A 23,720-nucleotide genomic window follows, 5' to 3' on the forward strand; every position below is an offset into this window, starting at 1 on the left:
TTAGAAAACTAAGATTAAGCTGCAGCGTTTACTACGGATTTGATCCGAGTAACCAAAGCAGCGAAAGCCGCTTTGTCAGCAATGGCCATATCAGAAAGTACTTTGCGGTCGAGCTCGATCGCGGCTTTCTTCATACCATTCATGAATACGCTGTAGGTCATGTCATGCTGACGAACTGCCGCATTGATACGAGCAATCCACAAAGCGCGGAATACACGTTTCTTGTTGCGACGGTCACGATATGCATATTGACCAGCACGCATAACCGCTTGCTTAGCAATACGGAATACGTTCTTACGACGGCCACGGTAACCCGTAGCAGCATCGGTGATTTTCTTATGACGGGCTCTTGCTGTAACCCCACGTTTGACTCTTGGCATTTAATTCTCCTAATCTAGTCTGAGGTTAAGCGTAAGGAAGCATGGAACGAATTGACTTAATGTCAGATTTCGCAACTTCTGCAGAACCACGGAGGTGACGCTTATTCTTTGTGGTCTTCTTGGTGAGGATATGGCGTTTGAAAGCCTGACCTCGTTTAATCGTTCCGCCTGCGCGAACCGTGAAGCGCTTTTTAGCGCTACTCTTGCTCTTCATCTTGGGCATAAAGCACCCCTTCAATTACTTGTGCAACATAGGTGGTAACCGACGGTTACTCTTCCTGTACCCAGAAGCACTTCAAACTACCGGCGCCTTTCAGCACCTCCCTACATAAGAAAAAGACAATTCCTGCGAATTTTCTTCTTACTTAGCCTTACGAATGGGAGCCAATACCATCACCATCTGGCGGCCTTCCATTTTTGGAAACTGTTCGACTTGGCCGTATTCAACGAGATCCAACTTCAAACGCTCCAACATTCTGACTCCGATTTCTTGGTGGGCCATTTCACGACCCCGAAACCGCAGCGTAATCTTTGTCTTATCGCCATCCTCTAAAAAGCGGATTAGATTGCGTAGCTTCACACCGTAGTCACCATCATCAGTACCAGGGCGGAATTTAACTTCCTTCACCTGAATTACCTTTTGCTTCAGCTTTGCTTCATGCATCCGCTTAGCTTCTTGGTATTTGAATTTACCAAAGTCCATGATGCGGACTACAGGTGGCACAGCCGTCGGAGCAATTTCAACCAAGTCGGTTTCTTTCTCTTCTGCTGCAGCCAAGGCTTCACTCAACTTAACTACACCGATGGGCTCACCATCAATTCCAATCAAACGCACTTCAGGAGCAGTAATTTCCCGGTTAATGCGTTGCAATTTTTCAGTAGCGATCTTCTTAATTCCTTTAAAAAAACAATAAACACCGTTCTAACCCTAGCTAGGCTCGGGTCCGACTTTCTGGGATATATCCTGCTGGAGTCGGGCAACGAAGGCATCAATGGGCATTACACCCAAATCCACTCCGCCACGGGCACGAACGGCCACCGTATTACTTTCAGATTCTTTATCCCCTACAACGAGCAAAAACGGGATCTTCTGTAATGCGTGCTCGCGTATTTTATACGTAATTTTCTCGTTCCGCAAATCAGACTCAACTCTAAACCCTTGTTTTTTCAGCAATTGCTGCACTTTTTGTGCGTATGCAGCAGAATTTCCGGAGATATTGAGGACTACGGCCTGGGTTGGGGCCAGCCAAACAGGCATGTTTCCAGCGTGATTTTCAATCAAAATGCCGATAAAACGCTCTAAAGAACCCACAATTGCCCTATGGAGCATGACCGGAGTCTTGCGACTATTGTCTTCAGCAACATATTCAGCACCTAAACGGGCTGGCATGGAGAAATCGACCTGGATTGTGCCGCACTGCCATGTTCGCCCAATGGAGTCCTTGAGGTGATATTCGATCTTTGGACCGTAAAAAGCGCCCTCGCCTGGCAATTCTTCCCACTCTTGGCCAGAAGCCTTCAGAGCGCCACGCAGCGCTTCTTCGGCCTTATCCCAAATGGCGTCATCGCCAACGCGTTTAGCAGGACGCAGAGCCAGCTTGACAGCAACCTCAGAAAAACCAAAATCGTGATAAACCGCACGCACTGCTTTATCAAATGCCGCCACTTCAGATTGAATTTGATCTTCAGTGCAGAAAATATGGCCATCGTCTTGTGTAAAACCACGCACGCGCATCAAACCATGTAAAGCACCCGATGGTTCATTGCGGTGACATTGACCAAATTCACCAATGCGCAATGGCAACTCGCGATAGCTATGCAAACCAGAGTTATAAATTTGCACATGACCAGGACAGTTCATCGGCTTTAATGCATAAGCACGATTCTCCGACTCTGTCGTAAACATATTTTCTTTGTAGTTTTCCCAGTGACCAGATTTTTCCCAAAGACCACGATCCAAAATTTGTGGCGCTTTAACTTCTTGGTAGCCTTCTTGCTGATACACGCGACGCATGTATTGTTCAACCTCTTGCCAAATTGACCAGCCCTTTGGATGCCAGAAAATTAAGCCTGGCGCTTCTTCTTGGAAATGAAATAAATCGAGTTGTTTGCCAAGGCGGCGATGATCACGCTTCTCAGACTCTTCAAGCATATGCAAGTAAGCATCTTGATCTTCTTTATGCAACCAAGCTGTGCCGTAGATACGCTGCAACATCTCATTCTTGCTATCGCCACGCCAGTAAGCACCAGCAAGCTTCATGAGCTTAAATACCTTGAGCTTCCCAGTAGATGGCACGTGTGGTCCACGGCATAAATCGGTGAACTTACCCTCCGCATAAAGGGAAACATCTTCGCCTTGCGGAATGCTTGCAATTAATTCTGCTTTGTAGTTTTCACCCTGCTTCTTGAAAAAATCAACAGCTTCATCGCGCGGCATTACAGTACGGGTTACTGGCTCATCTTTTTTAGCGAGCTCAGTCATTTTCTTTTCTAAAGCAACTAAGTCATCCGGAGTGAATGGGCGGTGATATGAGAAGTCATAGTAAAAACCATTCTCTACAACTGGACCAATGGTAACTTGCGCTTCAGGAAACAATTCTTTTACGGCATACGCCAATAAGTGAGCAGTGGAATGACGAACAATCTCTAATGCCTCAGGACTCTTATCGGTAATGATGGCAAGTTGACTATCTTTATCAATAACAAAACTAGTATCCACCATCTTGCCGTCAACAATTCCACCTAAGGCGGCTTTTGCAAGACCGCTACCGATGCTTTGCGCAACATCCGCTACGCGAACAGATGCCTCAAACTCACGTTTTGATCCATCGGGCAGAGTAACTACTAGCATGATGATCCCATCTTATTTACTGAACTTCATTCCTGACTTCTTTTCCAAAAAGAAAGCGCGGTAGCTTATGGGCATCCGCGCCTCTTTGAAGCCCGTATTGATACTTCGGCACTTCCTTTTGGGTCTTATTCGTTGGTAGGCTCGATTGGACTCGAACCAACGACCCCCACCATGTCAAGGTGGTGCTCTAACCAGCTGAGCTACGAGCCTATACAGCCATAGAGTTTATCACCGGCGACGCACTTGGGTGACCCCTTTGACCACTTCTAGGCTGTTTTGAACCACTCGCAACACTTCAGAATCCTTCACCTCAACCGTTAAAAGGATCTGAGCTAAGCCCTTTTTGCCTGATTTACGCAAATCGATCACATGAACACCCTGCCGCGTGAGAATCTCAAAAAGCTCTCTCATGAGCTCAGGCCGATCTAGGCCAGTTACGACCAAATCGGCTGGGAATACCCGTTTTTGCTCTTGGTTGACGATAGGATCCGCAGCTGAAGCAGTCCAAGCGGTTTGAATAACCCGTTCTGGTGCGCGCTCGAGGAGACCTCGGAAGGTTTTGCATGAGCGCCGATGAATGGATACCCCTCTACCCTGCGTCACAAATCCAGCAATTGCATCCGGCGGCACTGGTCGGCAGCAACGCGCTAACTGGGTAAGTAAAGAATCTATCCCAACCACCAAAACATCGCCACCCCGACCCGCTTTATGGCTGCTGTTACGCAAAATAATTTCTGGATTAATCGGAGCAACTTTTAATTCTGGGGTTGCGTCTGGTTTGTTTTCGGCAACCTTAGACTGACCCGCCCCCTCATCATCTAAAGCATTAAACCAAGCGCGCACTCTTTGGCGCGCTCTTTGCGAACGCAGGTAATTTTTATCAGGACTAATCCAGTCGCGCGATGGACCACCATGCTTCACCGCAATGATTTCAACTGTTTGACCATTTTGCAGCGATGTCTCTAACGGCACCATAGCGCCATCTACTCTAGCCCCTCTACAACGATGGCCAAGATTGGTATGTACTGCATAAGCAAAATCAATTGGTGTTGAGCCCTTCTCCAATGAGATCACCTTACCCAAGGGTGTGAGCACATAAATATGATCGTCAATCTCATGGTGCTTGAGTTGCTCCCATGCATCTTCTTTCCAGGAGATGAGCTGACGCGCCCAAGCAATCTGCCTTTCATAAGCAACCTCAGCACTATGAGTGCCTTGTTGATGATTGACGTTGGGCTTATGGGATTTAGCGAGATTGGGTGGTGTGGCCATTCCAACATAAGCACCCTCTTTGTAACGCCAGTGTGCTGCCAGACCATACTCAGCTTGCTGATGCATTTCTTGTGTGCGGATCTGAATTTCAAATGCCGTACCGTCTTCATTCATGACTACGGTATGCAAGGATTGATAGCCGTTGGGTTTAGGCCTAGCAATGTAATCATCAAATTCGCGTGGCACTGGTTGCCAAACGTTATGCGCGATACCTAAAACAGCATAGCAAGACTTTATATCCTCAACCAATACTCGAAATGCCCTCACGTCATACAGGTTTGCGAAATCCAAAGACTTGCCTTGCATTTTTTTCCAGATGCTATAGATGTGCTTAGGTCGCCCAAGCACCTCACCATCTATTTGCGCAGCCTTAAGCTCTTCCTGTAGCTGTAAAACAATTTGATCAATAAAGGATTGACGCTCAATACGTTTTGCATCGAGCATCTTGGCGATCTCTCGATACGTTTCTGGAGATAGAGCACGAAATGCCAAGTCTTCCATCTCCCACTTCATCTGCCAAATTCCCAAACGATTTGCCAATGAGGCATCAATATTGAGAATTTGTTGTGCCCAAGCAGCTGACATCTCGATTTTTTCCTGAGTGATCCAGCGCAGAGTCTGTAATCGAGATGCGAGATAGATCAGCACCACCCTTAAGTCATCACCGAATGCTAAAAGCATTTTGCGCAGCATTTCTTCTTGGCCAGCGACACTGAGGCCTCCATCATCACGCATCAATTTTGCTTGCGCCTGACGTAAACCGCGATAACCAATTAGTAACTTGGCGGACTCTTCACCAATAAGCTTGATAAGCGCTTCTTTGCCATGAGTGCGCGCAATATTAGTTGCTGCAATGAGGCTTGCTTCATCTAAGTTGAGGTCTTGCAGGATCTGCGACACTCCATGTGCATGCGATTCAGCAGGCTCACCATACCAAGCATCCTGAAATACGACTAGCTTTTCGGGTTTAGAGGAAGCATTTGCCATCGGCAAAAATGAAATAAGGAATTAACTAAAGAATTCTTTTGCCAACGCAATTTGTTCAGGCTTTACAAATGCAGGAGCATGGCCTACATTTGGAATCTCAATGCTGCGCGCATAAGAATTTACTTTGCACATTTCTACTACCGTTGCTGCAGATAACAAATCAGAATTGCCACCGCGCACAATCAACATCGGAATATGAATTTGCTTGAAGGCATGCCACATTGCCATTTCGCCTGCCTTGGCTATGATTGGATTAACTGACGCAAAAGGTACTGAGATATTCGGGTCGTAATGCATGATCCATTTGCCCTCCTTCTGAATCAACATAGGGCCGTTATAGATTTCCCACTCTTGCGGAGTATGTTCGCCAAAACTGGCACAGATTTCATTCAAGCGAGTAAGAGCATCTTCGCGATTGGCAAACGCAAATGGCTGGCCTACATAAGAACCCAAGCGTTTTATAGCCTCAGGCTCAATTCGAGGACCTACATCATTAATCAACATGCGGCGTATTGGCGAATTTGGCATTGCTGCGTAAACCATTCCAATGAGACCTCCCATGGATGTGCCAAACCAGTCGACTTGTGAAACACCAAGCTTTTTAACCAACGTAGCGATATCTGAAACGTATTGTGGCACGGCGTAAAGCATAGGATTACTAAGTCGATCTGAATCACCCCTGCCAACAATATCTGGGCAGACAACGTAATAGTCTTTGCACATCGCTAATGCCAGGGTCTTAAAGTCACTGCCCCGTCGTGTGAGGCCATGAACACACATCAACACTGGATTGCTTGGATTGCCCCATGCGTGATATGCCATGCGGTGCTTTTCATCACCACTAGTGCAATCTACATAAAACGTTTCGCCATCATGGAACACGTTGGAAGCCTGAGTCTCATTGTGAATTTCATGGCTTACGTGATCATGGTCGTGGTCCTCACCAATCACTTCAGGCTGCAAGGTCACATGATCAATACCGTGCTTATCTAAAAGCATTTCATTAATTCTGGCCATGATCTGAGGCCATTCTTGAATATCGGCAATTTCAATATGGCCAATCAATGCCGGGAAGCTAGGGGTCATCTCCCATACATGTAAATCATGCACTGCAAGTACGCCCGGCACTTTTCTTAAATCAGCGCCTACCTGCAAATAATCGATATGGAGCGGCACTCCCTCCATGAGGAAGTGATATGACTCATGAAGGATGGAGATGGTGGATTTCAGAATCAAGAGCGATACCAAAATGGAAAGAATGGCATCGATTGGCATCCAGCCGGTTAATTGGATAACTACACCAGCAATCAGTGCCGCGATAGATCCGAGCAAATCACCCATTACATGAACTAAGGCTGCGCGAGTATTCACACTCTTCTTATCGCGCGATAGCACCCATGCAACCACGATATTCATCAATAAACCAACAGCGGCAACAACTGTTACGGTAAGACCATCTACCTTATGCGGCTCGTAGAATCGACTAATTGCCTCAACCATAATCCATACGACTAAGGCCAGCATCACAATACTATTAACAAATGCAGCTAGGGCTTCCGCCCTTCCAAAGCCAAACGAATGTTTTGGAGACGGTGGACGGCGGGAAATAATTTGTGCCAACAAAGCCAATCCGAGTGCTGCCGCATCAGTCACCATATGCCCCGCATCGGAAATCAATGCCAATGAATTTGCAAAGTATGCTGCTGCTCCTTCGATACCAGAAAAGCCTAAAGTAAGTACTAGGGCAATTAACAGTAAATTTTGATTGGAGACTTGCTTGCTATGGGTGTGCTTTGCATCGCCCTTTTTGTGGGCGTGGAGTGCGGGATCCATGCCAGAGTTCATCTTTGGCGTCGAGGGCTTTGAATGAGAAAAATGGAATCCCGACATAGTGATTCCATTATTTCATTCATCTGGATAAATTGCTCAGAAACCCGTTGTATCGACAGGGGCACCTGTCTTGGCAATGACCTCTTCTTTGGTTACACCAGGAGCCAGCTCAGTTAGCTTTAAGCCCTTAGGGGTGATGTCAAGGACACAAAGATCCGTGATGATTTGACTAATAACGCCAACACCCGTTAAAGGCAATGTGCACTTAGGCAAAATTTTGAGCTCTTCCGTGCCATCTTTTTTCTTGGCGACGTGCTCCATCAGCACAACAACATGTTTTACACCTGCTACTAAGTCCATTGCGCCGCCCATGCCTTTGACCATTTTTCCCGGAATCATCCAGTTGGCCAAATCGCCGTGTTCGCTCACTTGCATTGCACCCAAAATCGCAATATTAATTTTGCCGCCACGAATCATTCCAAAAGAATCTGCAGAAGAAAAAATGGATGAACCAGGTAAAGTAGTAATCGTTTGCTTGCCTGCATTGATCAGGTCGGCATCAATCGTTTCTTCGGTTGGAAATGGGCCAATACCCAATAAGCCATTCTCCGACTGGAGCCATACTTCCATATCCTTTGGTACATGGTTCGCAACCAATGTAGGCATACCTATGCCTAAGTTCACGTAGTAACCGTCTTTTAATTCTTTAGCAGCACGTGCTGCCATCTCATCTCTTGTCCAAGGCATATCGATCTTCCTAAATATTCTGTTCTATTGCTATTCGTGAAACTACGCTTTTGCAGTCAGTGTGCGCTGCTCAATACGCTTCTCTGGCGTTGTATGAAGCACCAAGCGGTGTACATAAATACCAGGTGTATGAATCTCATCAGGGTGAAGTTGACCGTTCTCGACAATCTCCTCTACTTCAGCCACAGTGATCTTGCCAGCCATGGCTACTACTGGATTAAAGTTACGTGCTGTATAGCGATAGACCAAGTTACCTGACTTATCTGCTTTCCAAGCTTTCACCAAAGAGATATCAGAAACAATTGAGCGCTCCATGATGTATCTCTCACCATCGAATTCCTTTTCCTCTTTACCTTCGGCCACTAAAGTGCCAACACCCGTCTTTGTATAAAAGGCAGGAATGCCGCAACCACCAGCGCGTAATTTTTCAGCCAAGGTTCCTTGTGGCGTAAATTCCAACTCCAACTCACCGGCTAAGTACTGACGCTCAAATTCTTTGTTTTCGCCTACGTATGAAGCAACCATTTTTTTGACTTGGCGTGAGTTCAGCAACAAGCCCAATCCAAAACCATCAACACCAGCATTATTTGCAATAGCAGTTAAGTTTTGAGCGCCCAAATCCTTCACTGCCTGGATCAAAGCTTCAGGAATGCCACAAAGACCAAAGCCACCAACAGCTAATTTTTGTCCGTCTTTTAAGATATCCCGTAAGGCATCAACTGCCGATGGGTAAGTTTTATTCATAACTTTTGTCCTAATATTGCCAAAATGGGTAAAAAAGCAATCATAACGCCTCAAGCCCGCTGATCTGGACGGTCTTGGCACAAAATCGGTTTTTGTCAGTTGGAACTAAAATATTAGGGCTGAAAAGCCCTATTTTTTAGAAATTTCGGAGAAATTGAATGAATGCTGCTGAACTGGTAGAGCAATTTGGTCCCAGAGACTCCATGAACTATGACTTAGTCATCGTTGGAGGTGGGCCTGCGGGGTTATCGGCCGCCATTAAAGCCAAGCAACTGGCCAATGCTTCCGGCAAAGAGATCAGCGTTTGCGTCCTGGAAAAGGGTTCTGAAATCGGCGCGCACATTCTTTCCGGTGCGGTAATGGATCCAAAGGCGCTTACTGAGTTATTTCCAGATTGGAAAGCATTGGGCGCACCATTGGAAACAGAAGTTACTCAAGATCAATTTTTATTCTTAACAAGCGATAACTCCTATCAAGTTCCGAATTGGATGTTACCTCGCTGCTTTAAAAATGAAGGCAACTATATTGTTAGCCTTGCAAACGTGACTCGGTGGCTAGGTCAGCAAGCAGAAAATCTTGGCGTTGAAATTTTTCCAGGCTTTCCTGCAGCAGAAATTCTGTATAACGATCAAGGCGCAGTGTGCGGGGTGATTACTGGTTCAATGGGTTTAGATAAAGAAGGTAACCCGACCGATCAATTTCAACTTGGCATGGAATTACGCGGCAAATACACCCTCTTTGCTGAAGGTTCACGCGGCCATCTTGGCAAACAGCTCATCTCTAAATTTGCATTAGATAAAGATGCTGATCAACAAAGCTACGGTATTGGCATCAAGGAGCTCTGGGAAGTAGAGCCCTCCAAGAGTAAGCCAGGGCTGGTTGTGCATACGGCAGGCTGGCCATTGGAGAGCGATACCTATGGCGGCTCATTCCTCTATCACCTAGGTGACAACAAGGTTGCAGTTGGCTTAGTTGTTGGGCTCTCCTATAAGAACCCTTACCTCTCTCCTTTTGAAGAATTCCAACGCTATAAATTGCATCCAAAGATTCGAGAGACTTTTGAAGGAGGCAAGCGTATTGCTTATGGTGCACGTGCGTTAACTGCTGGTGGTTTAAACAGCCTGCCAAAAACTGCCTTCCCGGGTGGCGCGCTGATTGGTTGTGATGCTGGTTATTTAAATGCCTCACGCATCAAAGGCAGCCATGCCGCAATTAAAACAGGTATGCTGGCTGCAGAAGCGGCTGTCGCAGCAATTAATGAAAACCGGTCTGAAGATGTTTTATCAGCCTACCCAACTGCATTCCAAAATAGTTGGTTACACACAGAACTTAATCAAGCACGCAACTTCAAGCCATGGATGTCAAAAGGCCTCTATCTGGGCACCCTAATGGTTGGTTTAGAGCAAAAGTTACTGGGCGGTAATATGCCTTGGACTATCCATTTAAAACATGCCGATCATGAATGCCTAGAGCCTGCAGCACAGCATAAGCCAATTGATTATCCAAAACCAGATGGGAAAATTACTTTTGATCGCCTCTCATCCGTATTTATTTCCAATACGAATCATGCCGAGAATCAACCTATTCACTTAACTTTGAAGAATGATTCCGTACCTGTGGATATCAATCTCAAAACTTATGCAGGACCAGAGCAACGTTACTGCCCTGCTGGCGTATATGAGTATATAGAAACTGACGGCAAGCCACGTTTACAAATCAATTCGCAAAACTGCGTACATTGCAAGACGTGTGACATTAAGGATCCGACCCAAAACATTATCTGGATTACGCCAGAAGGTGGTGGTGGTCCGAACTACGCATCCATGTAATAAGCACAACCCCGGTTACCTGCCGGGGTTTTTGATTCAACACACAATTTAATAAATAGCGTTATATTTAGCTCATGATGATCCTACACACCATGCTGCGCGTTGGCGATTTAAATCGCTCCATTGATTTCTACACCAAAGTACTGGGTATGAATTTACTGCGTACCACTGAGCGTCCTGAGCAAAAATACTCCCTCGCTTTTGTGGGATACGGCAAAGGTAATGCAGATGGACAGGCTGAAATTGAGCTGACCTATAACCATGGGGTTACTAGCTATGAAATGGGAACAGCTTATGGTCACATCGCTATTGGCGTTCCAGATGCGTATGCTGCGTGCGCCAAGATAAAAGCGGCTGGCGGCAATGTCACTCGTGAAGCTGGACCAGTAGCTGGCGGCGACACCATCATTGCATTTGTGACCGATCCTGATGGCTACAAAATAGAGCTGATTCAGCGTTAATCGTGGCCCAGCCCGATTCTTATCAATTAGGAATACTCGATCGCTTAAGCGACATCCCATGCCAAGATTGGAATACCCTCCTCCCAGCTGATGCAGGACCCTTTCTGCATCATGAATTTCTCAGCGGACTAGAAGAGACGGGTTGTGTTGGAGGCGATACTGGCTGGCAAGTTGCGCACCTACTCCTAAAAGATCAAGAACAGTTGATAGGCGCAATGCCTCTGTATTTAAAGCAACATTCGTATGGCGAATTTGTGTTTGATTGGTCATGGGCGCAGGCATATGAGCAACAAGGCATGCAGTACTTTCCAAAAGCACTTTGTGCCATCCCCTTTACCCCTGTTCAAGGTTCGCGCGTGCTGAGCGCCAGTCACGTTGATACCAACATAGTTAGGCAGCATTTAATTGAAGGCTTAAAAACTTTAGTTGTTCAAAACAATCTATCTTCAGCGCATGTTTTATTTCCTTTCGCCTCAGAATCCAAAAGCTTTCAAGAGCAAGGTTTCATGCTACGTGACTCTGTGCAATTTCATTGGCACAACCAGGGCTTTGAAAGCTTTGATCAATTTTTAGCAGCCCTCACAATGAAGCGCCGCAAAAATATTCGGCGTGAACGCGAGCATGTGGCTAGAGAGTCTATTGGCTTTAGACACGTACCAGGAAAATCCTCAACGGATGCCGATTGGGAATTTTTCTATCGCTGCTATGAAAATACATACTTAGAGCATCGCTCCAATCCATATCTGAACGGGGCATTCTTTAAGTTATGGGCACAACGAATGCCTGAGAACCTTCATTTAATTATTGCTGAACGCGCAGGTAATCCTATTGCTGCATCATTACTAGTGATTGACCCTAAAACCTCCAAGGCTTATGGTAGATATTGGGGTGCGATTGAACGCATTCCTTGCTTGCACTTTGAAACCGCCTATTACCAAGCCATTGAATACTGCATTTCACATAAGATACAGACCTTTGAAGGTGGCGCCCAAGGTGAGCACAAGATGGCGCGTGGCTTCTTACCAACCACGATTCAGTCAGCCCATTTTATTGCTGACCCACGTTTTGCAAAAGCAGTGCAACACTTCTTAGATCGTGAGCACCAAGGGATTGGGGCTTATGTTGATGAGCTAGCCGAGCACAGTCCTTTGAAATCGTCTAAAGTACAGCCATGAATTCCGGAAGCAACGATACCAAATCAGCGTCGCAAGATGGCTCTCATTCCCTATCCACCGGGGACAATGAGTCCGACTCCCCTTGCATTGGTGTGTGCACCACTCTTTACGATGAAATCTGCCAGGGCTGCGGTCGCACACTTGGAGAAGTAAGTAATTGGGTATTCTTTTCTCAAGAAGAAAAAGATGCAGTTTGGAAGCGTATCCGCGAACAAGGTACAGCAACCCGCTTTCAACGACAGATCAAAGAAAATAAGCCCGCTTAAGGGCTTATTTATAGCGTTTTTCAACTGCTGAGGATTTGCCCTAGCCTTCCAAGGCTTGGCTACGCAGATACTCCTCGTAGGTTCCAGAGTAATCTACCACTGTGCCATCCATCTTCACCTCTAGGATGCGGTTAGCCAATGCAGATACAAACTCACGGTCGTGAGAAACAAATATCAAAGTGCCATCATATTTCTCGAGTGCTATTTGTAAGCTCTCAATAGATTCCATGTCCATGTGATTGGTTGGTTCATCCATTGCTAGAACGTTGTATTTTTGGAGCATCAACTTACCCCAAATCATTCTGCCTTTCTCACCACCGGAAAGAACCTTAACTGACTTGCCAATATCGTCACCCGAGAATAAGAGACGACCCAAGGTACCGCGAATCACTTGATCGTCGTCACCTGTATTGCGCCAGTTATTCATCCAGTCCATGAGCAATTCGTCTTTTGCGAACAACTCGGTATTATCTTGAGGCATCACGCCAACGTTAGCATTTTCAGCCCACTTCACATCACCGCTATCTACAGCAATGCCTTCAAAACGTTTACTCAAAATAGCCTTAAGTAGAGTTGTCTTGCCGGCACCATTCTGTCCAATGATGGCAATCTTCTCGCCTGCACGCACACCCAGTTTAAAGTTCTTGAATATCACGCGATCATAGGCTTTTGTTAAAGCATTGCACTCCACCGCCATGTTGTGCAACTTCTTCTCGTATTCAAAACGAATAAATGGGTTTTGACGTGATGATGGCTTAACCTCAACAACTTCAATCTTTTCAAGTTGGCGCTGGCGTGAGGTAGCTTGTTTTGCCTTTGAAGCATTTGCAGAGAATCGTGCCACGAACGCCTGCAGTTCAGCAATTTTCTCTTTGGCTTTTGCGTTATTACTCAGTTGCTGTGTCCGCGCCTGCACTGATGCCAGCATATAGGAATCATAATTTCCTGGGTAGACCTTCAAGGTTCCATAGTCCATATCGGCCATATGCGTACAGACTTCATTGAGAAAGTGACGATCATGGGAAATGATGACGATGGTGCTCTTAATTTGATTGAGGATATCTTCAAGCCAATGAATGGAATGAATATCCAAGTTATTGGTTGGTTCGTCCAGCAGCAATACATCTGGATCAGAGAATAATGCTTGCGCTAGCAATACACGCAATTTCCAACCGGGAGCCACGTTACTCATCGGACCGTTGTGCTGTTCAATAGGAATACCAATGCCTAATAACAACTCCCCTGCTTTTGCTTCAGCCGTATAACCACCATACTCAGCATACTTGCCTTCAAGCTCAGCAGCCTTCATGTAATCTTCATCAGAAGCATCGGGGTTAGCGTAGATCGCGTCGCGCTCTGCCGCAGCCTTCCACATCTCTTCATGCCCCATCATCACTACGTCAAGAACGCGTACATCTTCGTATGCAAATTGATCTTGACGCAATTTACCCAAACGAATACCTGGGTCTAAGCTCACGTTACCGCTAGTTGGCTCAAGCTCGCCACCTAAAATTTTCATAAAGGTTGATTTACCGCAACCATTAGCGCCAATGAGGCCATAACGATTGCCGCCGCCAAACTTCACGGAAATGTTTTCAAACAGGGGCTTTGCCCCAAACTGCATAGTGATATTAGATGCTGACAGCACGGATGTTTTCTAACTTTCTGAAATTCAATAGTTACCCCAGACTGAGGCAAAGACCGTTATTTTAACGGCTTAGGGGTCTTTGTTGGCAGGAAGTCTGGCCTTACTTAGACTTTGACCCTAAATGGCGTGAAATTCGTATGAATATCGTAGAAATCCTCGTTTTCTTTACGTTTGAGGTAGTTCATGACCAAGTAAGTTAATGGGGTTGCCAAGACCTCCCAGGAGGTCTTGAGAACGTACTGCGCCAAGGCCACCTGAATAATTTCATGGGTTGGCCAAATGCCATAAAACGCCAACATATAGAAAAAGGAGGAGTCGACCATCTCACCCACCGCCGTGGAACCGATCGTACGCATCCATAAAAAACGACCCTGGGTCCAGATCTTCATCTTTGCCAGCACATAACTGTTAACTAAACTGCCGCACCAGAAAGAAAACATGGAGGCTAAGGCAATACGCCAAGAGTTTCCAAAAACTGTTTCTAGTCCATGCTGATAATTAGCCATATAGTCGCCAGGAGCAACCGGTAAAGCAATCACAATCTGCGCCATTATTGCGGCAAAAGCGAGAGCACCAAACCCAGCCCAAACAGCTCTACGATCATATGCATAGCCATAGACTTCCGTGAGGATGTCACCAAAGAAATAGGCTATCGGGAAAAATAGAATTCCCCCGCCAAATGGCACACTCCCAAAATAGGGAAGATCAATAACAGCCGCCTTACCAGCACCAATAAAGTTCGAACACAATAAAACCACCACGAAGGCAGTCAGAATAAGGTCGTAATAGCGATGGTGACGTCTAGGCGAGTTCATAAGTCCAGAAAATGGATAATAGGAACAGAATATCTGCATTCCCGAAAATTCGCAGGGCGCAGGCTAAAAGTAACTACAACACCGCATAGAGGATGACAAGGTAATGAGTAAAGTAAATTTTAACTGGGCAGATCCCCTACTTCTTGATACCCAGCTGTCTGAAGAAGAGCGCATGGTTCGCGATGCTGCCGCTGAATATGCTCAGGGCCGATTAATGCCGCGCATTCATGACGCCTATCGCAATGAAACTACTGACCCCGCCATCTTCCGCGAAATGGGTGAACTTGGTCTTTTAGGAATCACTATCCCTGAGCAGTACGGTGGAGCAAATCTAAACTATGTCTCTTACGGTTTAATCGCCCGTGAAATCGAACGTGTGGATTCTGGTTATCGCTCCATGATGAGTGTGCAGTCATCTTTAGTGATGGTTCCCATCAATGAATTTGGTAGCGAAGCACAGAAGCAAAAATATCTTCCTAAATTAGCAAGCGGCGAATGGATTGGTTGCTTTGGCTTAACGGAGCCTAACTATGGCTCTGATGCGGGCGGCATGATTACTCGCGCTAAGAAAGTTCCTGGCGGATTTTCTTTGGCTGGATCCAAGATGTGGATCTCCAATTCCCCAATTGCAGATGTATTTGTGGTCTGGGCGAAAAATGATGAAGGCATCATTCGTGGTTACATCCTTGAAAAAGGCATGAAGGGCTTAAGCGCACCGAAAATCAGCGGCAAGATGGGGCTACGTGCTTCCATCACCGGTGAAATCGTCATGGACGAAGTATTCGTTCCAGCAGAAAATGAATTCCCAGAAATTGAAGGCCTTAAAGGCCCATTCACTTGCCTGAACTCAGCACGCTATGGCATTGCTTGGGGTGCTCTTGGCGCAGCCGAGTGGTGCTGGTATGCGGCTCGCCAATACACTATGGACCGCAAGCAGTTTGGCAAGCCTCTTGCTGCAAATCAGTTGATTCAAAAGAAGTTGGCTGACATGCAAACTGAAGTTACTTTAGGACTTCAAGGTTGCTTGCGCCTGGGTCGCATGAAAGATGAAGGTATCGCCGCTCCAGAAATTACCTCCATCATGAAGCGCAACTCTTGCGGCAAGTCTCTAGAAATTGCACGGATGGCGCGTGACATGCATGGTGGTAACGGTATTTCTGACGAGTATGGCGTTGTGCGTCACATGATGAACTTGGAAGTGGTCAACACCTACGAAGGTACTCATGATATTCACGCCCTCATTCTGGGTCGTGCGCAAACAGGGATCCAGGCATTTAGCTAAACAAAACATAGCCAGTTAGTACAAAAGCCCTTGAATAAACTCAAGGGCTTTTTTGTGGGCAATTACTGTTCGCCGCCCTCAGCACTCTTTTTAATAAATAAACGGGCAAAGAAAATGACCATACCTATCATAAAAAGAATCACTGCCAAACTTAATTGACCCGCAAACGATCCAAATAACTCAAATAGCATTTTCATTTTTCTTCCCTCCAGTAAGTTCACTATAGGGTATTTAAAAAATGATTATTTGATTAACATCAAAAAAACACCGATTAGCTTGCTGGATAGAGCTGTTTTTTTGAACTATCAAGCACAAACACATTAACCGGAATGCCTACGCTAACACTTGATGAAACAGTACAAAATTCCTGAAATTGAGCCAAAACCCTATCAAGATTTTCAAGTGTATCGCCTAGCACGCCAATATGAATCTCTACCCGAATAGCCAATATCCGCAAACGATTCTGTTCATTGCGTCCAATTTCACAAGTAGCCAAAGTCTCTATGGGCTCAGGATTTTGTTTAAATTTTCTTAAAGCAAATAGTAATGAGTCTGATAAGCAATTAGCCACTGCTGCAATTAATAATTGCGAAGGAGTTGCACCCTCTGATTTACCCAAGGGTGGTGGCTCATCCCCCATGATCGGAGACTTGTCCTCGTTGTAATAAATGGCAAACCGATAGTCAGTCTGCTGTTTCAGCCTTACTGCTGGATTTCCACCCATGATTAACTCCTTTATTTGCCGGTTCGCCTAATCAAATATGATTGGCTCTGGCTTGGCAATGGGGTTGCCTGCCTGAGCCCACGCATCAAACCCACCAGCAATAGATTGAATATGCACATAGCCCATCTCATGTAGCGACTGTGATGCCAAAGCTGCTCTACCGCTATTTTTGCAATACAACACTATTTTGAGACCCCGGGAACTTAAATTGGGATCGTTACTTAATTTAAATTCTAGAAGACCACGAGGTATATGGATTGCCCCAGGAATGTGTCCACTTGTATATTCATCTGCCTCGCGAACATCTAATAGTAAGTCCGCATCCTGAATGGCGCGAGTTGCGTCTACTAAGGCAACCTCATTAATTGATGCTTTAGCTATTGCAACTAATTCATGAGCAGTTTTCATTCACATTCTCCTCAAACAATGTACTATCATTATATTTTATTATATAATGTTATAAAGAAAAAGTCAAATTTTGTGCATAATATAAATGCTTTAAGGAATTCAGTACATATGTTGATTAAATGCCCAAGCTGCAACAAGTTCAACCGCTTGCCCCTTGAACGAGTTAACCAAAAACCAATATGTGGGGTGTGTAAGGCCAGCTTGTTATTGGGGCCCATCGATGCCGATCAGGCAAGCTTTAAAGAGATACTAAGCCAAAGTAAGCTACCTGTAATTGTGGACTTTTGGGCGCCATGGTGTGGACCTTGCAAAATGTTTGCTCCAATCTTTCAGGCCAGCGCTGCAAAACATGGTGAGCAGGTTCTGCATATTAAATTGGATACTGAAGCAAACCCAGGTATTGGGCAGGAGTTTTCAATCCGATCAATACCCACCTTATCAGGCTTCAAAAATGGGCTTGAGTTAAAGCGTATCAGTGGAGCGTTGCCGCCAGCTCAGCTCGAACAGTTTGTGAGAGATCTAGCAAATTAGTATCCACTGCTATTGGCAAGAATCTCTTTGGCCGATAACTTAAAAGCATCGTCACTATCGTTTTTTAGTTGCACGAAATTCTCCACTTTGTATTGAGGAAAGTTACGCACAATGGATGATTGATAGGAAGGGTCGTAGTGCTTTACCAACAACTCTTCAACCAGCTCCGGAAAATTACCCGCATCGATTGCTTCATTCCATTTAGCAATCTGCACTTTTCCATAATGAGCCGTTAGCAACGCCAACTTGCGCTTGAAATTATCGGTATCGGTTAAGAAGTGATGGTACTCACGAATTAACCAGGACACTCGTGTTTGTGTGCTCGATCTCAGCTCAATACAGGCACCATTACGAATTTTTTCCATCAAGGCGTCGGGTACGTGTAAGCCCCCTACCTTCTTGCTCTCGGACTCCACGAATACTGGCCTAGAAGGATCAAGCGAACGCAGGGCATTCCACAATGCAGTCTCAAAACCTTTTTGCGATGGCTGGTCTTCATTAGGCTCATTACCAAGCACCGAACCACGGTGGACTGCTAAACCCTCCAAATCAAGGATCTGCGCACCCAGAGCGCAAATCTCCTGGAGTACTCGCGTTTTACCGCTGCCCGTCATTCCACAAATAACCTGAAATGAAAATTGAGTAGCTACCTGGTCTAGACCATTAATCACGGTACGACGAAAACTTTGATAACCACCTTCTAGTTGTTTAGCTTTCCAACCAATCCGATTGAGAATGTGAGTAAAGGCGCCACTTCGCTCACCACCACGCCAGCAGTAAATTAATGGCCGCCATTCACGGGGTAATTCCAGAAAGTGATTTTCAAGATGAGTGGCAATATTTTTAGAGACTAGGGCTGCACCCAGTTTTTTGGCTGCAAATGGAGACTCTTGTTTGTAGAGTGTTCCTATTTTGGCACGCTCTTCATTATCAAGAACTGGGTAGTTGACCGCACCAGGAATATGATCCAAAGCAAACTCGGCAGGTGACCTAACATCAATAATGAGATCAAACTGATCTAACTCAGATAGAAATTGATCAATTCTTAAGATGTGAGGATTGCTGGGTTGCACAATGAACTAGCGCAACTTTTGCAAAATATGCTCAGGCCAAGGCGCTGATTTATTAGTAGTGAGATCTACCCACACCATGGTCGCCCCACCAATAGCCGCCTCGACTTCGGGCGAGGTAGTTAAAGCCATGCTGGTATAGACATCCAAACTGGTTCTGCCAATAGCACCAATGGAGGTCTTTAATATCAACTCACCTGGAAAGGAGAGTTGTTGATAAAAATTGCAGAAGCCATTGAGCATCAACATAGATTCGCGACCAGGGGCAACCTCGTAACCCATAGCGGTTATCCACTCACAACGAGCCTGCTCCATATAGCGAAAGTAAACAGTATTGTTTACATGACCATACGCATCCATATCACCCCAACGAATAGGCATGATCATCACATGCACTAATTTTCGTTCTTCGGGAATATTGATACGCATGGTTCAGCGAATACTCAGTAAATTATCCGAGCTGCAAAGCAAGTTGGTACAAATTCGTTGAGCGTGCGCCAGAGCGACAAAATGCGAGAACGGGCCCTGGCAATGTTTTTAAAAGGCGCGCCATTTCTTGAACTTGCGCTGGAGTAAATGCACCCGGAACCACCGGTAAGTAAACGTAGTTCAAACCCAGCTTCTCTGCTTCAGCCTGAATGGATGCATTGGTTGGTTGATCGGGACCACCCTCACCATCTGGACGATTATTAATTACGCTCTTATAGCCTTGTTTAGCGATTTCAGCCAGATGGCTTGGGTCGATCTGACCGAGAGTACCAAACTGAGCAGTATGGCAAGAAATTGGAAGACTCATGAAACCCTCTATATCGAATAAATATGAACAGGGTTGATTTTAAATCAGGGTTTGCTCAGGGGCTTGGCTTGCCCTTGTGAGCAGTAAAAAATCGTTCGCAAATCTCCATACCTGCAAGCATGGCAAGCACAAATACCAAAGCCTTCAGGTGGCCAGCGCCCAGAGCAACCAATGCCGGACCAGGACAAAAGCCAGCGATTCCCCAGCCAGCCCCAAAAATCAAGCTTCCAATAATCAGCGGCTTGGTAATGTCTCTACGTGTAGGAATATGTAGCGCCCCACCAAAGAAAGCTTCAGTTCTCTTACTAACAACATAGAACCCCGCCAGGCCCACAATCACGGCACCCATCATGACAAACATTAATGAAGGGTCCCAGTTGCCAGCTAAATCCAAAAATCCCAAGATCTTTTGTGGATTACTCATGCCAGAGATAATCAAACCCCAGCCAAAAAGTACGCCAATGGCATATTGCCCAAGAAGGTTGAAATGTTTTCTCATCTCAAACTCCAATCAAGTGACGCAGTATGTAAACAGTAATAAAGCCTGCACCCATAAATGAGAGTGTTGCAACTAATGAGCGTGGTGATAAGCGTGAAAGACCGCAAATACCATGACCGCTAGTGCAACCTGAGCCATATTGAGCGCCAAAGCCAACCAAAAGCCCGGCAATCACAACAGCAATCCAATCCGCTTCAATTTCTACCACTGGAAACATGCCAAAAAATAACGCCGCCATAAAAGGTGCGGTGATTAAACCCAAAATCAAAGCAACACGCCATGCTGAATCAGTCAATTTAGGATGCAGCAAGCCAGAAACAATTCCGCTAATACCCAAAATGCGACCATGCAATAAAACATAAAGGGCCGCAGCAACTCCCAGAATCATCCCACCTAATAAGGAAGGAATGGGGGTAAAAGACATCCAATCAATTTGCATTATTTAGCCGTAATTAAGATTAACTGCAAGGGTTAGGAGCAAGGCGTACTTGTAGATAACGCAGACCTAAATAAGCCCCCAAGATAAATCCAGGTAATGCCAACAATGATCCAATAGCAAGAGTGGAGATTCCACTCAAACCCTGCCCTACTGTACAACCCAAAGCAGTTACACCACCAAAACCCATTAGCGCAGCACCAACTAAATGATTGGCAGTGTCCTCAGTATTGCGGAAGGACTCCCAGCGAAATGATTTGGTGGCAATCGATATCACAGCAGAACCCAAAATCATGCCGAGTACAGCAACAATGCCTACTGTGAGCACTTTAGATGTATCGCTATACATCATCAACCAATCTAGGGAGTAAGCATATGGAGCTACAAACGATAGACTTTCCATACGACCTGAATTTGTAACCAAAAATACTTCTTCCAAAGTATTTGGATCTTCCGCAACATATCCTAGGTTGCCTGATACCCACCATACCGCACAGATTGCCAATCCTACGGCAATGCCTGCAAATACATTTTCAGCTGTCCAAAATACCTTGCTAGCTAAAGCATAAGCAATGAACGCTGCGCCAATGATCAATCCTAGAGCTAGATGAAGTTGTGGACGAGCAATGCCAAGAGGCCCACTCAAGAGACTAGGTAAATCTTGTGAGGTATTAAAGGCGACAAAAAATGTATCTAGAGTATTGATACGTACCACACCCAAGAAACCGCGCATTGTCATATAGGCCGTTAATCCAAGTACCATGAATACAACAATCGACTTTAAGTTGCCGCCGCCAATACGGATCAGAGTCTTACTGCCGCATCCTGATGCCAACACCATACCTAAACCGAACAAAATACTTCCAACGATAGTGGAAAGCCATAAAAATTTACTGCTGGTATAAAAACTTTTGAGTGGATCAATTAATCCAGCATAAGACATCAAGGTGAATCCAATAATGGCAACACCGATAGCCAAAAACCATTGCTTTAAACGACCCCAACTAGACATGATGAAAATGTCAGAAATTGCGCCCATGCTGCAAAACCCAGTTTTCTGCATAACAGCGCCGAGAAAAAAGGTGATGGCAAAAGTAGCCCAGAGAACGGACTTACTTAAAGAACTAATATCTACAACATCCATAGCGATCAAATCTTGAAAAAATTAAGGTTTAAATTTATAAAACTGTTGATTGAGAAAAGCAGTAACGTCCGCTTCATCCTCAGGAAATAAATCAAGGCGGAGCTCTGTATTACAGAGAGATACCATCTTTTTTAAATTGGCGAAAGATTTCACCTTACTATCAGAGCGGGTGTAAATCATGTCACCATTACCAAAGCCAGTTTTTTTGGCATGACAGGCGTAACACTTTTGCTGGTCTATGGTCTTGCCATTTGCCAAATCTGGAGAAGCAAGCGCTGGAGCGCTAATAAGCGCACTGAATGCCATTGCGGTGATAGATTGGAGAAAAGTCATTTTCATTACAAATCAAGGATTTAGCATTAATCCTCTATTTTAAGGCCCAATGGCTGAATTTGCCTTAGTTGCCTGACTTACTCAGCCTGGATCGACAAATAGACGTTATAGGCATTCATGCGGTTGGCTGCCCTAAAGAGGGGCATCCCCTCGTATTCAGACCAATCGGCCTGTTTATAGGCATCCTCGAAGGGGTCTAGGTTAATCGCTGCTTTAGACATAGATTCACGCAAATATTTGAGGTAATCCCTTGTAAAGGCAATATCTTCGGCTGGCTTAACCGAGTAATTACCATGCCCTGGAATCACGATATTGGGATTGAGCTTTTCAATCTCGTCTAGAGCAATCAGCCATCCTTTGCTATCGGCGTTTCCAACAAAAGGAATGCGACCCCTAAATACCAGGTCTCCTGCAAATAGCACCTTTTCAGACGGCACATACACCATCAGATCTTCAGGGGCATGAGCAGGTCCCACCCTGCTAACAAAGAAATCTACTCCGCCAATAGTTAACTTAGTTTTTTGATCCACCCATACATCTGCAGAGATTAATTTGGTGTTTGCATTAACCCAAGGAGCGAAATCGATTCTTGAAGCGATCAAGCGTTGCTTAGCGGTTTCAGAGGAGAGATAGTTTCTTCCCTCACCTTGAGCATAGATTTTGGCGCCAAGCTTTTTAAATTCTTGCAAACCATAAACATGGTCAGCGTGGTAATGGCTTACGATTAGAGCAACCACCTTCTGTGGAGTAATTTTCTTGATTTCAGCTATGAGCTTCTGCGCAAGAATCGGTGAGCCCAAGGCGTCGACTACAACCACTCCGCCAGGAGTCACTACAAAGCCAGCATTAGAAATAAAGTTTTGATTAGCGCTACTTCCCATTTCTGGAAAGCCTTGTACAAAATAAGTATGGGGCGCTACTTTTATTGGCTTTAGCTGAATCGTATCGCTCGGATGTCCCTGCGCGAAAGCTGAGCCCAAAAAGATAAGGGATCCCATCATGATCCCCGCAAGACTTTTGAAGCAATTCATAGAAGACGGCTTATGGCTTGATGTAAGCAAAACCATCTTTATATTGCAGATCGGCAACTCGAACCACACCTGATGGTGTGAAATCAGCGTCTAAAGTGAACTGATCTTTTTTCAAATTGCGATTCTTGAGGGTGATCTCGCAAACCTCAAACTTCACACCACGAGACTTTAAAGCGCCGACCAATGGTGCGTATTCCACATTATTCTTTTTATCCTTCGCCCCCTCCATCATGATGTCAACACCATTCGCATGTGTCACCACAATAATGGTGGTTTGTGGCGCGACATCTAAATGATTGCGGATATTGCGCAGACCTTTAAGGCCTTGTGTTTCAGCATCGTCAATGTGATAGACCACTTTTGTATTGCCGGTGGACTGAGCTGATGCAACAGCAGCAAACCCAAATGCAAGTGCAATGGCAGCAATGATGGAAAGTAGTTTTTTCATGCGCACATCCTTG

At 45.4% G+C, this 23,720-nt stretch carries 28 protein-coding genes and 1 tRNA gene; 6 read left to right on the forward strand and 23 right to left on the reverse strand.

Features of this window, described 5'->3' with window-relative positions; all coding sequences use genetic code 11:
* Window positions 1–14: 14 nt before the first annotated feature.
* The 9 genes from rplT to ICE93_RS08455 all read right to left on the reverse strand — a co-directional run bounded on the left by rplT (window position 15) and on the right by ICE93_RS08455 (window position 8,811).
* Window positions 15–380, reverse strand: coding sequence for a 50S ribosomal protein L20 (rplT, locus tag ICE93_RS08415; RefSeq protein WP_011902675.1), 366 nt, complete (start codon window positions 378–380; stop codon window positions 15–17).
* Window positions 381–405: 25 nt separating this feature from the next.
* Window positions 406–603, reverse strand: coding sequence for a 50S ribosomal protein L35 (gene rpmI / locus ICE93_RS08420; RefSeq protein WP_215324428.1), 198 nt, complete (start codon window positions 601–603; stop codon window positions 406–408).
* A gap of 138 nt (window positions 604–741) precedes the next feature.
* A complete protein-coding gene (infC, locus tag ICE93_RS08425) occupies window positions 742–1,266 on the reverse strand; it encodes a translation initiation factor IF-3 (protein ID WP_205627502.1) in 525 nt (174 codons plus the stop codon).
* Between the two features lie 42 nt (window positions 1,267–1,308).
* Window positions 1,309–3,231, reverse strand: a complete 1,923-nt coding sequence (gene thrS / locus ICE93_RS08430; protein WP_216187278.1) for a threonine--tRNA ligase — start codon at window positions 3,229–3,231, stop codon at window positions 1,309–1,311.
* A gap of 133 nt (window positions 3,232–3,364) precedes the next feature.
* A tRNA-Val gene (locus ICE93_RS08435) sits at window positions 3,365–3,441 on the reverse strand.
* Between the two features lie 18 nt (window positions 3,442–3,459).
* Complete coding sequence (locus tag ICE93_RS08440) at window positions 3,460–5,490, reverse strand: bifunctional (p)ppGpp synthetase/guanosine-3',5'-bis(diphosphate) 3'-pyrophosphohydrolase (RefSeq protein ID WP_216187280.1); 2,031 nt, start codon at window positions 5,488–5,490, stop codon at window positions 3,460–3,462.
* Between the two features lie 21 nt (window positions 5,491–5,511).
* A complete protein-coding gene (locus ICE93_RS11500) occupies window positions 5,512–7,335 on the reverse strand; it encodes an alpha/beta fold hydrolase (RefSeq protein ID WP_216187282.1) in 1,824 nt (607 codons plus the stop codon).
* Between the two features lie 81 nt (window positions 7,336–7,416).
* Window positions 7,417–8,067, reverse strand: a complete 651-nt coding sequence (locus ICE93_RS08450; RefSeq protein WP_068321494.1) for a CoA transferase subunit B — start codon at window positions 8,065–8,067, stop codon at window positions 7,417–7,419.
* A gap of 42 nt (window positions 8,068–8,109) precedes the next feature.
* A complete protein-coding gene (locus tag ICE93_RS08455) occupies window positions 8,110–8,811 on the reverse strand; it encodes a CoA transferase subunit A (RefSeq protein ID WP_216187284.1) in 702 nt (233 codons plus the stop codon).
* A 158-nt stretch (window positions 8,812–8,969) separates the two neighbouring features.
* On the opposite strand from ICE93_RS08455, the gene ICE93_RS08460 reads away from it, so the two are divergent.
* From ICE93_RS08460 to ICE93_RS08475, 4 genes are all read left to right on the forward strand, one after another.
* A complete protein-coding gene (locus tag ICE93_RS08460) occupies window positions 8,970–10,640 on the forward strand; it encodes an electron transfer flavoprotein-ubiquinone oxidoreductase (protein WP_216187286.1) in 1,671 nt (556 codons plus the stop codon).
* Between the two features lie 74 nt (window positions 10,641–10,714).
* Window positions 10,715–11,101 carry a lactoylglutathione lyase gene (gloA, locus tag ICE93_RS08465; protein ID WP_216187288.1) on the forward strand — a complete coding sequence of 129 codons (387 nt, stop codon included), beginning with the start codon at window positions 10,715–10,717 and terminating at the stop codon, window positions 11,099–11,101.
* A gap of 2 nt (window positions 11,102–11,103) precedes the next feature.
* Complete coding sequence (locus ICE93_RS08470; protein ID WP_216187290.1) at window positions 11,104–12,276, forward strand: GNAT family N-acetyltransferase; 1,173 nt, start codon at window positions 11,104–11,106, stop codon at window positions 12,274–12,276.
* Entirely contained in the window at window positions 12,273–12,542 is a 270-nt protein-coding gene (locus tag ICE93_RS08475; RefSeq protein WP_216187292.1) for a DUF1289 domain-containing protein, read from the forward strand. Before ICE93_RS08470 ends, ICE93_RS08475 begins: the two co-directional genes overlap by 4 nt.
* A gap of 40 nt (window positions 12,543–12,582) precedes the next feature.
* On the opposite strand, the gene ICE93_RS08480 is transcribed toward ICE93_RS08475, so the two are convergent.
* Together ICE93_RS08480 and ICE93_RS08485 are read right to left on the reverse strand one after the other, a co-directional pair.
* On the reverse strand, window positions 12,583–14,190 hold the full coding sequence (locus tag ICE93_RS08480) for an ABC-F family ATPase (protein WP_216187294.1): 1,608 nt from the start codon (window positions 14,188–14,190) through the stop codon (window positions 12,583–12,585).
* 104 nt (window positions 14,191–14,294) lie between these two features.
* A complete protein-coding gene (locus ICE93_RS08485) occupies window positions 14,295–15,005 on the reverse strand; it encodes a queuosine precursor transporter (protein ID WP_216187295.1) in 711 nt (236 codons plus the stop codon).
* Window positions 15,006–15,108: 103 nt separating this feature from the next.
* On the opposite strand from ICE93_RS08485, the gene ICE93_RS08490 reads away from it, so the two are divergent.
* Complete coding sequence (locus tag ICE93_RS08490; RefSeq protein ID WP_216187297.1) at window positions 15,109–16,287, forward strand: acyl-CoA dehydrogenase; 1,179 nt, start codon at window positions 15,109–15,111, stop codon at window positions 16,285–16,287.
* A 62-nt stretch (window positions 16,288–16,349) separates the two neighbouring features.
* Here the strand turns inward: ICE93_RS08490 and ICE93_RS08495 are convergent, their stop codons facing one another.
* The 3 genes from ICE93_RS08495 to ICE93_RS08505 form a co-directional block, all read right to left on the reverse strand.
* Window positions 16,350–16,484 carry a DUF3149 domain-containing protein gene (locus ICE93_RS08495; RefSeq protein WP_216187299.1) on the reverse strand — a complete coding sequence of 45 codons (135 nt, stop codon included), beginning with the start codon at window positions 16,482–16,484 and terminating at the stop codon, window positions 16,350–16,352.
* Window positions 16,485–16,558: 74 nt separating this feature from the next.
* Window positions 16,559–17,011 (reverse strand): OsmC family protein, encoded by a 453-nt coding sequence (locus tag ICE93_RS08500; protein ID WP_216187301.1) that lies wholly within the window; start codon window positions 17,009–17,011, stop codon window positions 16,559–16,561.
* A 27-nt stretch (window positions 17,012–17,038) separates the two neighbouring features.
* A complete protein-coding gene (locus ICE93_RS08505) occupies window positions 17,039–17,419 on the reverse strand; it encodes a rhodanese-like domain-containing protein (RefSeq protein ID WP_216187303.1) in 381 nt (126 codons plus the stop codon).
* Here ICE93_RS08505 and trxC point away from each other — a divergent pair.
* Entirely contained in the window at window positions 17,405–17,950 is a 546-nt protein-coding gene (gene trxC, locus ICE93_RS08510; RefSeq protein ID WP_216187305.1) for a thioredoxin TrxC, read from the forward strand. The two genes, ICE93_RS08505 and trxC, sit on opposite strands and share 15 nt — an antisense overlap.
* On the opposite strand, the gene mnmH is transcribed toward trxC, so the two are convergent.
* The 9 genes from mnmH to ICE93_RS08555 all read right to left on the reverse strand — a co-directional run bounded on the left by mnmH (window position 17,947) and on the right by ICE93_RS08555 (window position 23,707).
* On the reverse strand, window positions 17,947–19,023 hold the full coding sequence (gene mnmH / locus ICE93_RS08515; RefSeq protein WP_216187307.1) for a tRNA 2-selenouridine(34) synthase MnmH: 1,077 nt from the start codon (window positions 19,021–19,023) through the stop codon (window positions 17,947–17,949). The two genes, trxC and mnmH, sit on opposite strands and share 4 nt — an antisense overlap.
* Window positions 19,024–19,029: 6 nt before the next feature.
* Window positions 19,030–19,449, reverse strand: a complete 420-nt coding sequence (locus ICE93_RS08520) for a thioesterase family protein (protein WP_216187309.1) — start codon at window positions 19,447–19,449, stop codon at window positions 19,030–19,032.
* Between the two features lie 22 nt (window positions 19,450–19,471).
* Window positions 19,472–19,816 (reverse strand): TIGR01244 family sulfur transferase, encoded by a 345-nt coding sequence (locus tag ICE93_RS08525; protein WP_216187310.1) that lies wholly within the window; start codon window positions 19,814–19,816, stop codon window positions 19,472–19,474.
* Between the two features lie 55 nt (window positions 19,817–19,871).
* On the reverse strand, window positions 19,872–20,315 hold the full coding sequence (locus ICE93_RS08530) for a YeeE/YedE family protein (RefSeq protein ID WP_216187312.1): 444 nt from the start codon (window positions 20,313–20,315) through the stop codon (window positions 19,872–19,874).
* A gap of 1 nt (window position 20,316) precedes the next feature.
* Window positions 20,317–20,754, reverse strand: coding sequence for a YeeE/YedE family protein (locus ICE93_RS08535; RefSeq protein ID WP_216187314.1), 438 nt, complete (start codon window positions 20,752–20,754; stop codon window positions 20,317–20,319).
* 19 nt (window positions 20,755–20,773) lie between these two features.
* Window positions 20,774–21,895 (reverse strand): YeeE/YedE family protein, encoded by a 1,122-nt coding sequence (locus ICE93_RS08540; RefSeq protein ID WP_216187316.1) that lies wholly within the window; start codon window positions 21,893–21,895, stop codon window positions 20,774–20,776.
* A 21-nt stretch (window positions 21,896–21,916) separates the two neighbouring features.
* A complete protein-coding gene (locus ICE93_RS08545) occupies window positions 21,917–22,234 on the reverse strand; it encodes a hypothetical protein (RefSeq protein WP_255554566.1) in 318 nt (105 codons plus the stop codon).
* Window positions 22,235–22,305: 71 nt separating this feature from the next.
* Window positions 22,306–23,259 carry an MBL fold metallo-hydrolase gene (locus ICE93_RS08550; protein WP_216187318.1) on the reverse strand — a complete coding sequence of 318 codons (954 nt, stop codon included), beginning with the start codon at window positions 23,257–23,259 and terminating at the stop codon, window positions 22,306–22,308.
* Window positions 23,260–23,269: 10 nt separating this feature from the next.
* Window positions 23,270–23,707, reverse strand: coding sequence for a DsrE family protein (locus ICE93_RS08555; protein ID WP_216187320.1), 438 nt, complete (start codon window positions 23,705–23,707; stop codon window positions 23,270–23,272).
* Between the last annotated feature and the right edge of the window lie 13 nt (window positions 23,708–23,720).

This window comes from Polynucleobacter sp. MWH-HuK1 (assembly GCF_018881815.1).
Classification (GTDB): Bacteria; Pseudomonadota; Gammaproteobacteria; order Burkholderiales; family Burkholderiaceae; genus Polynucleobacter.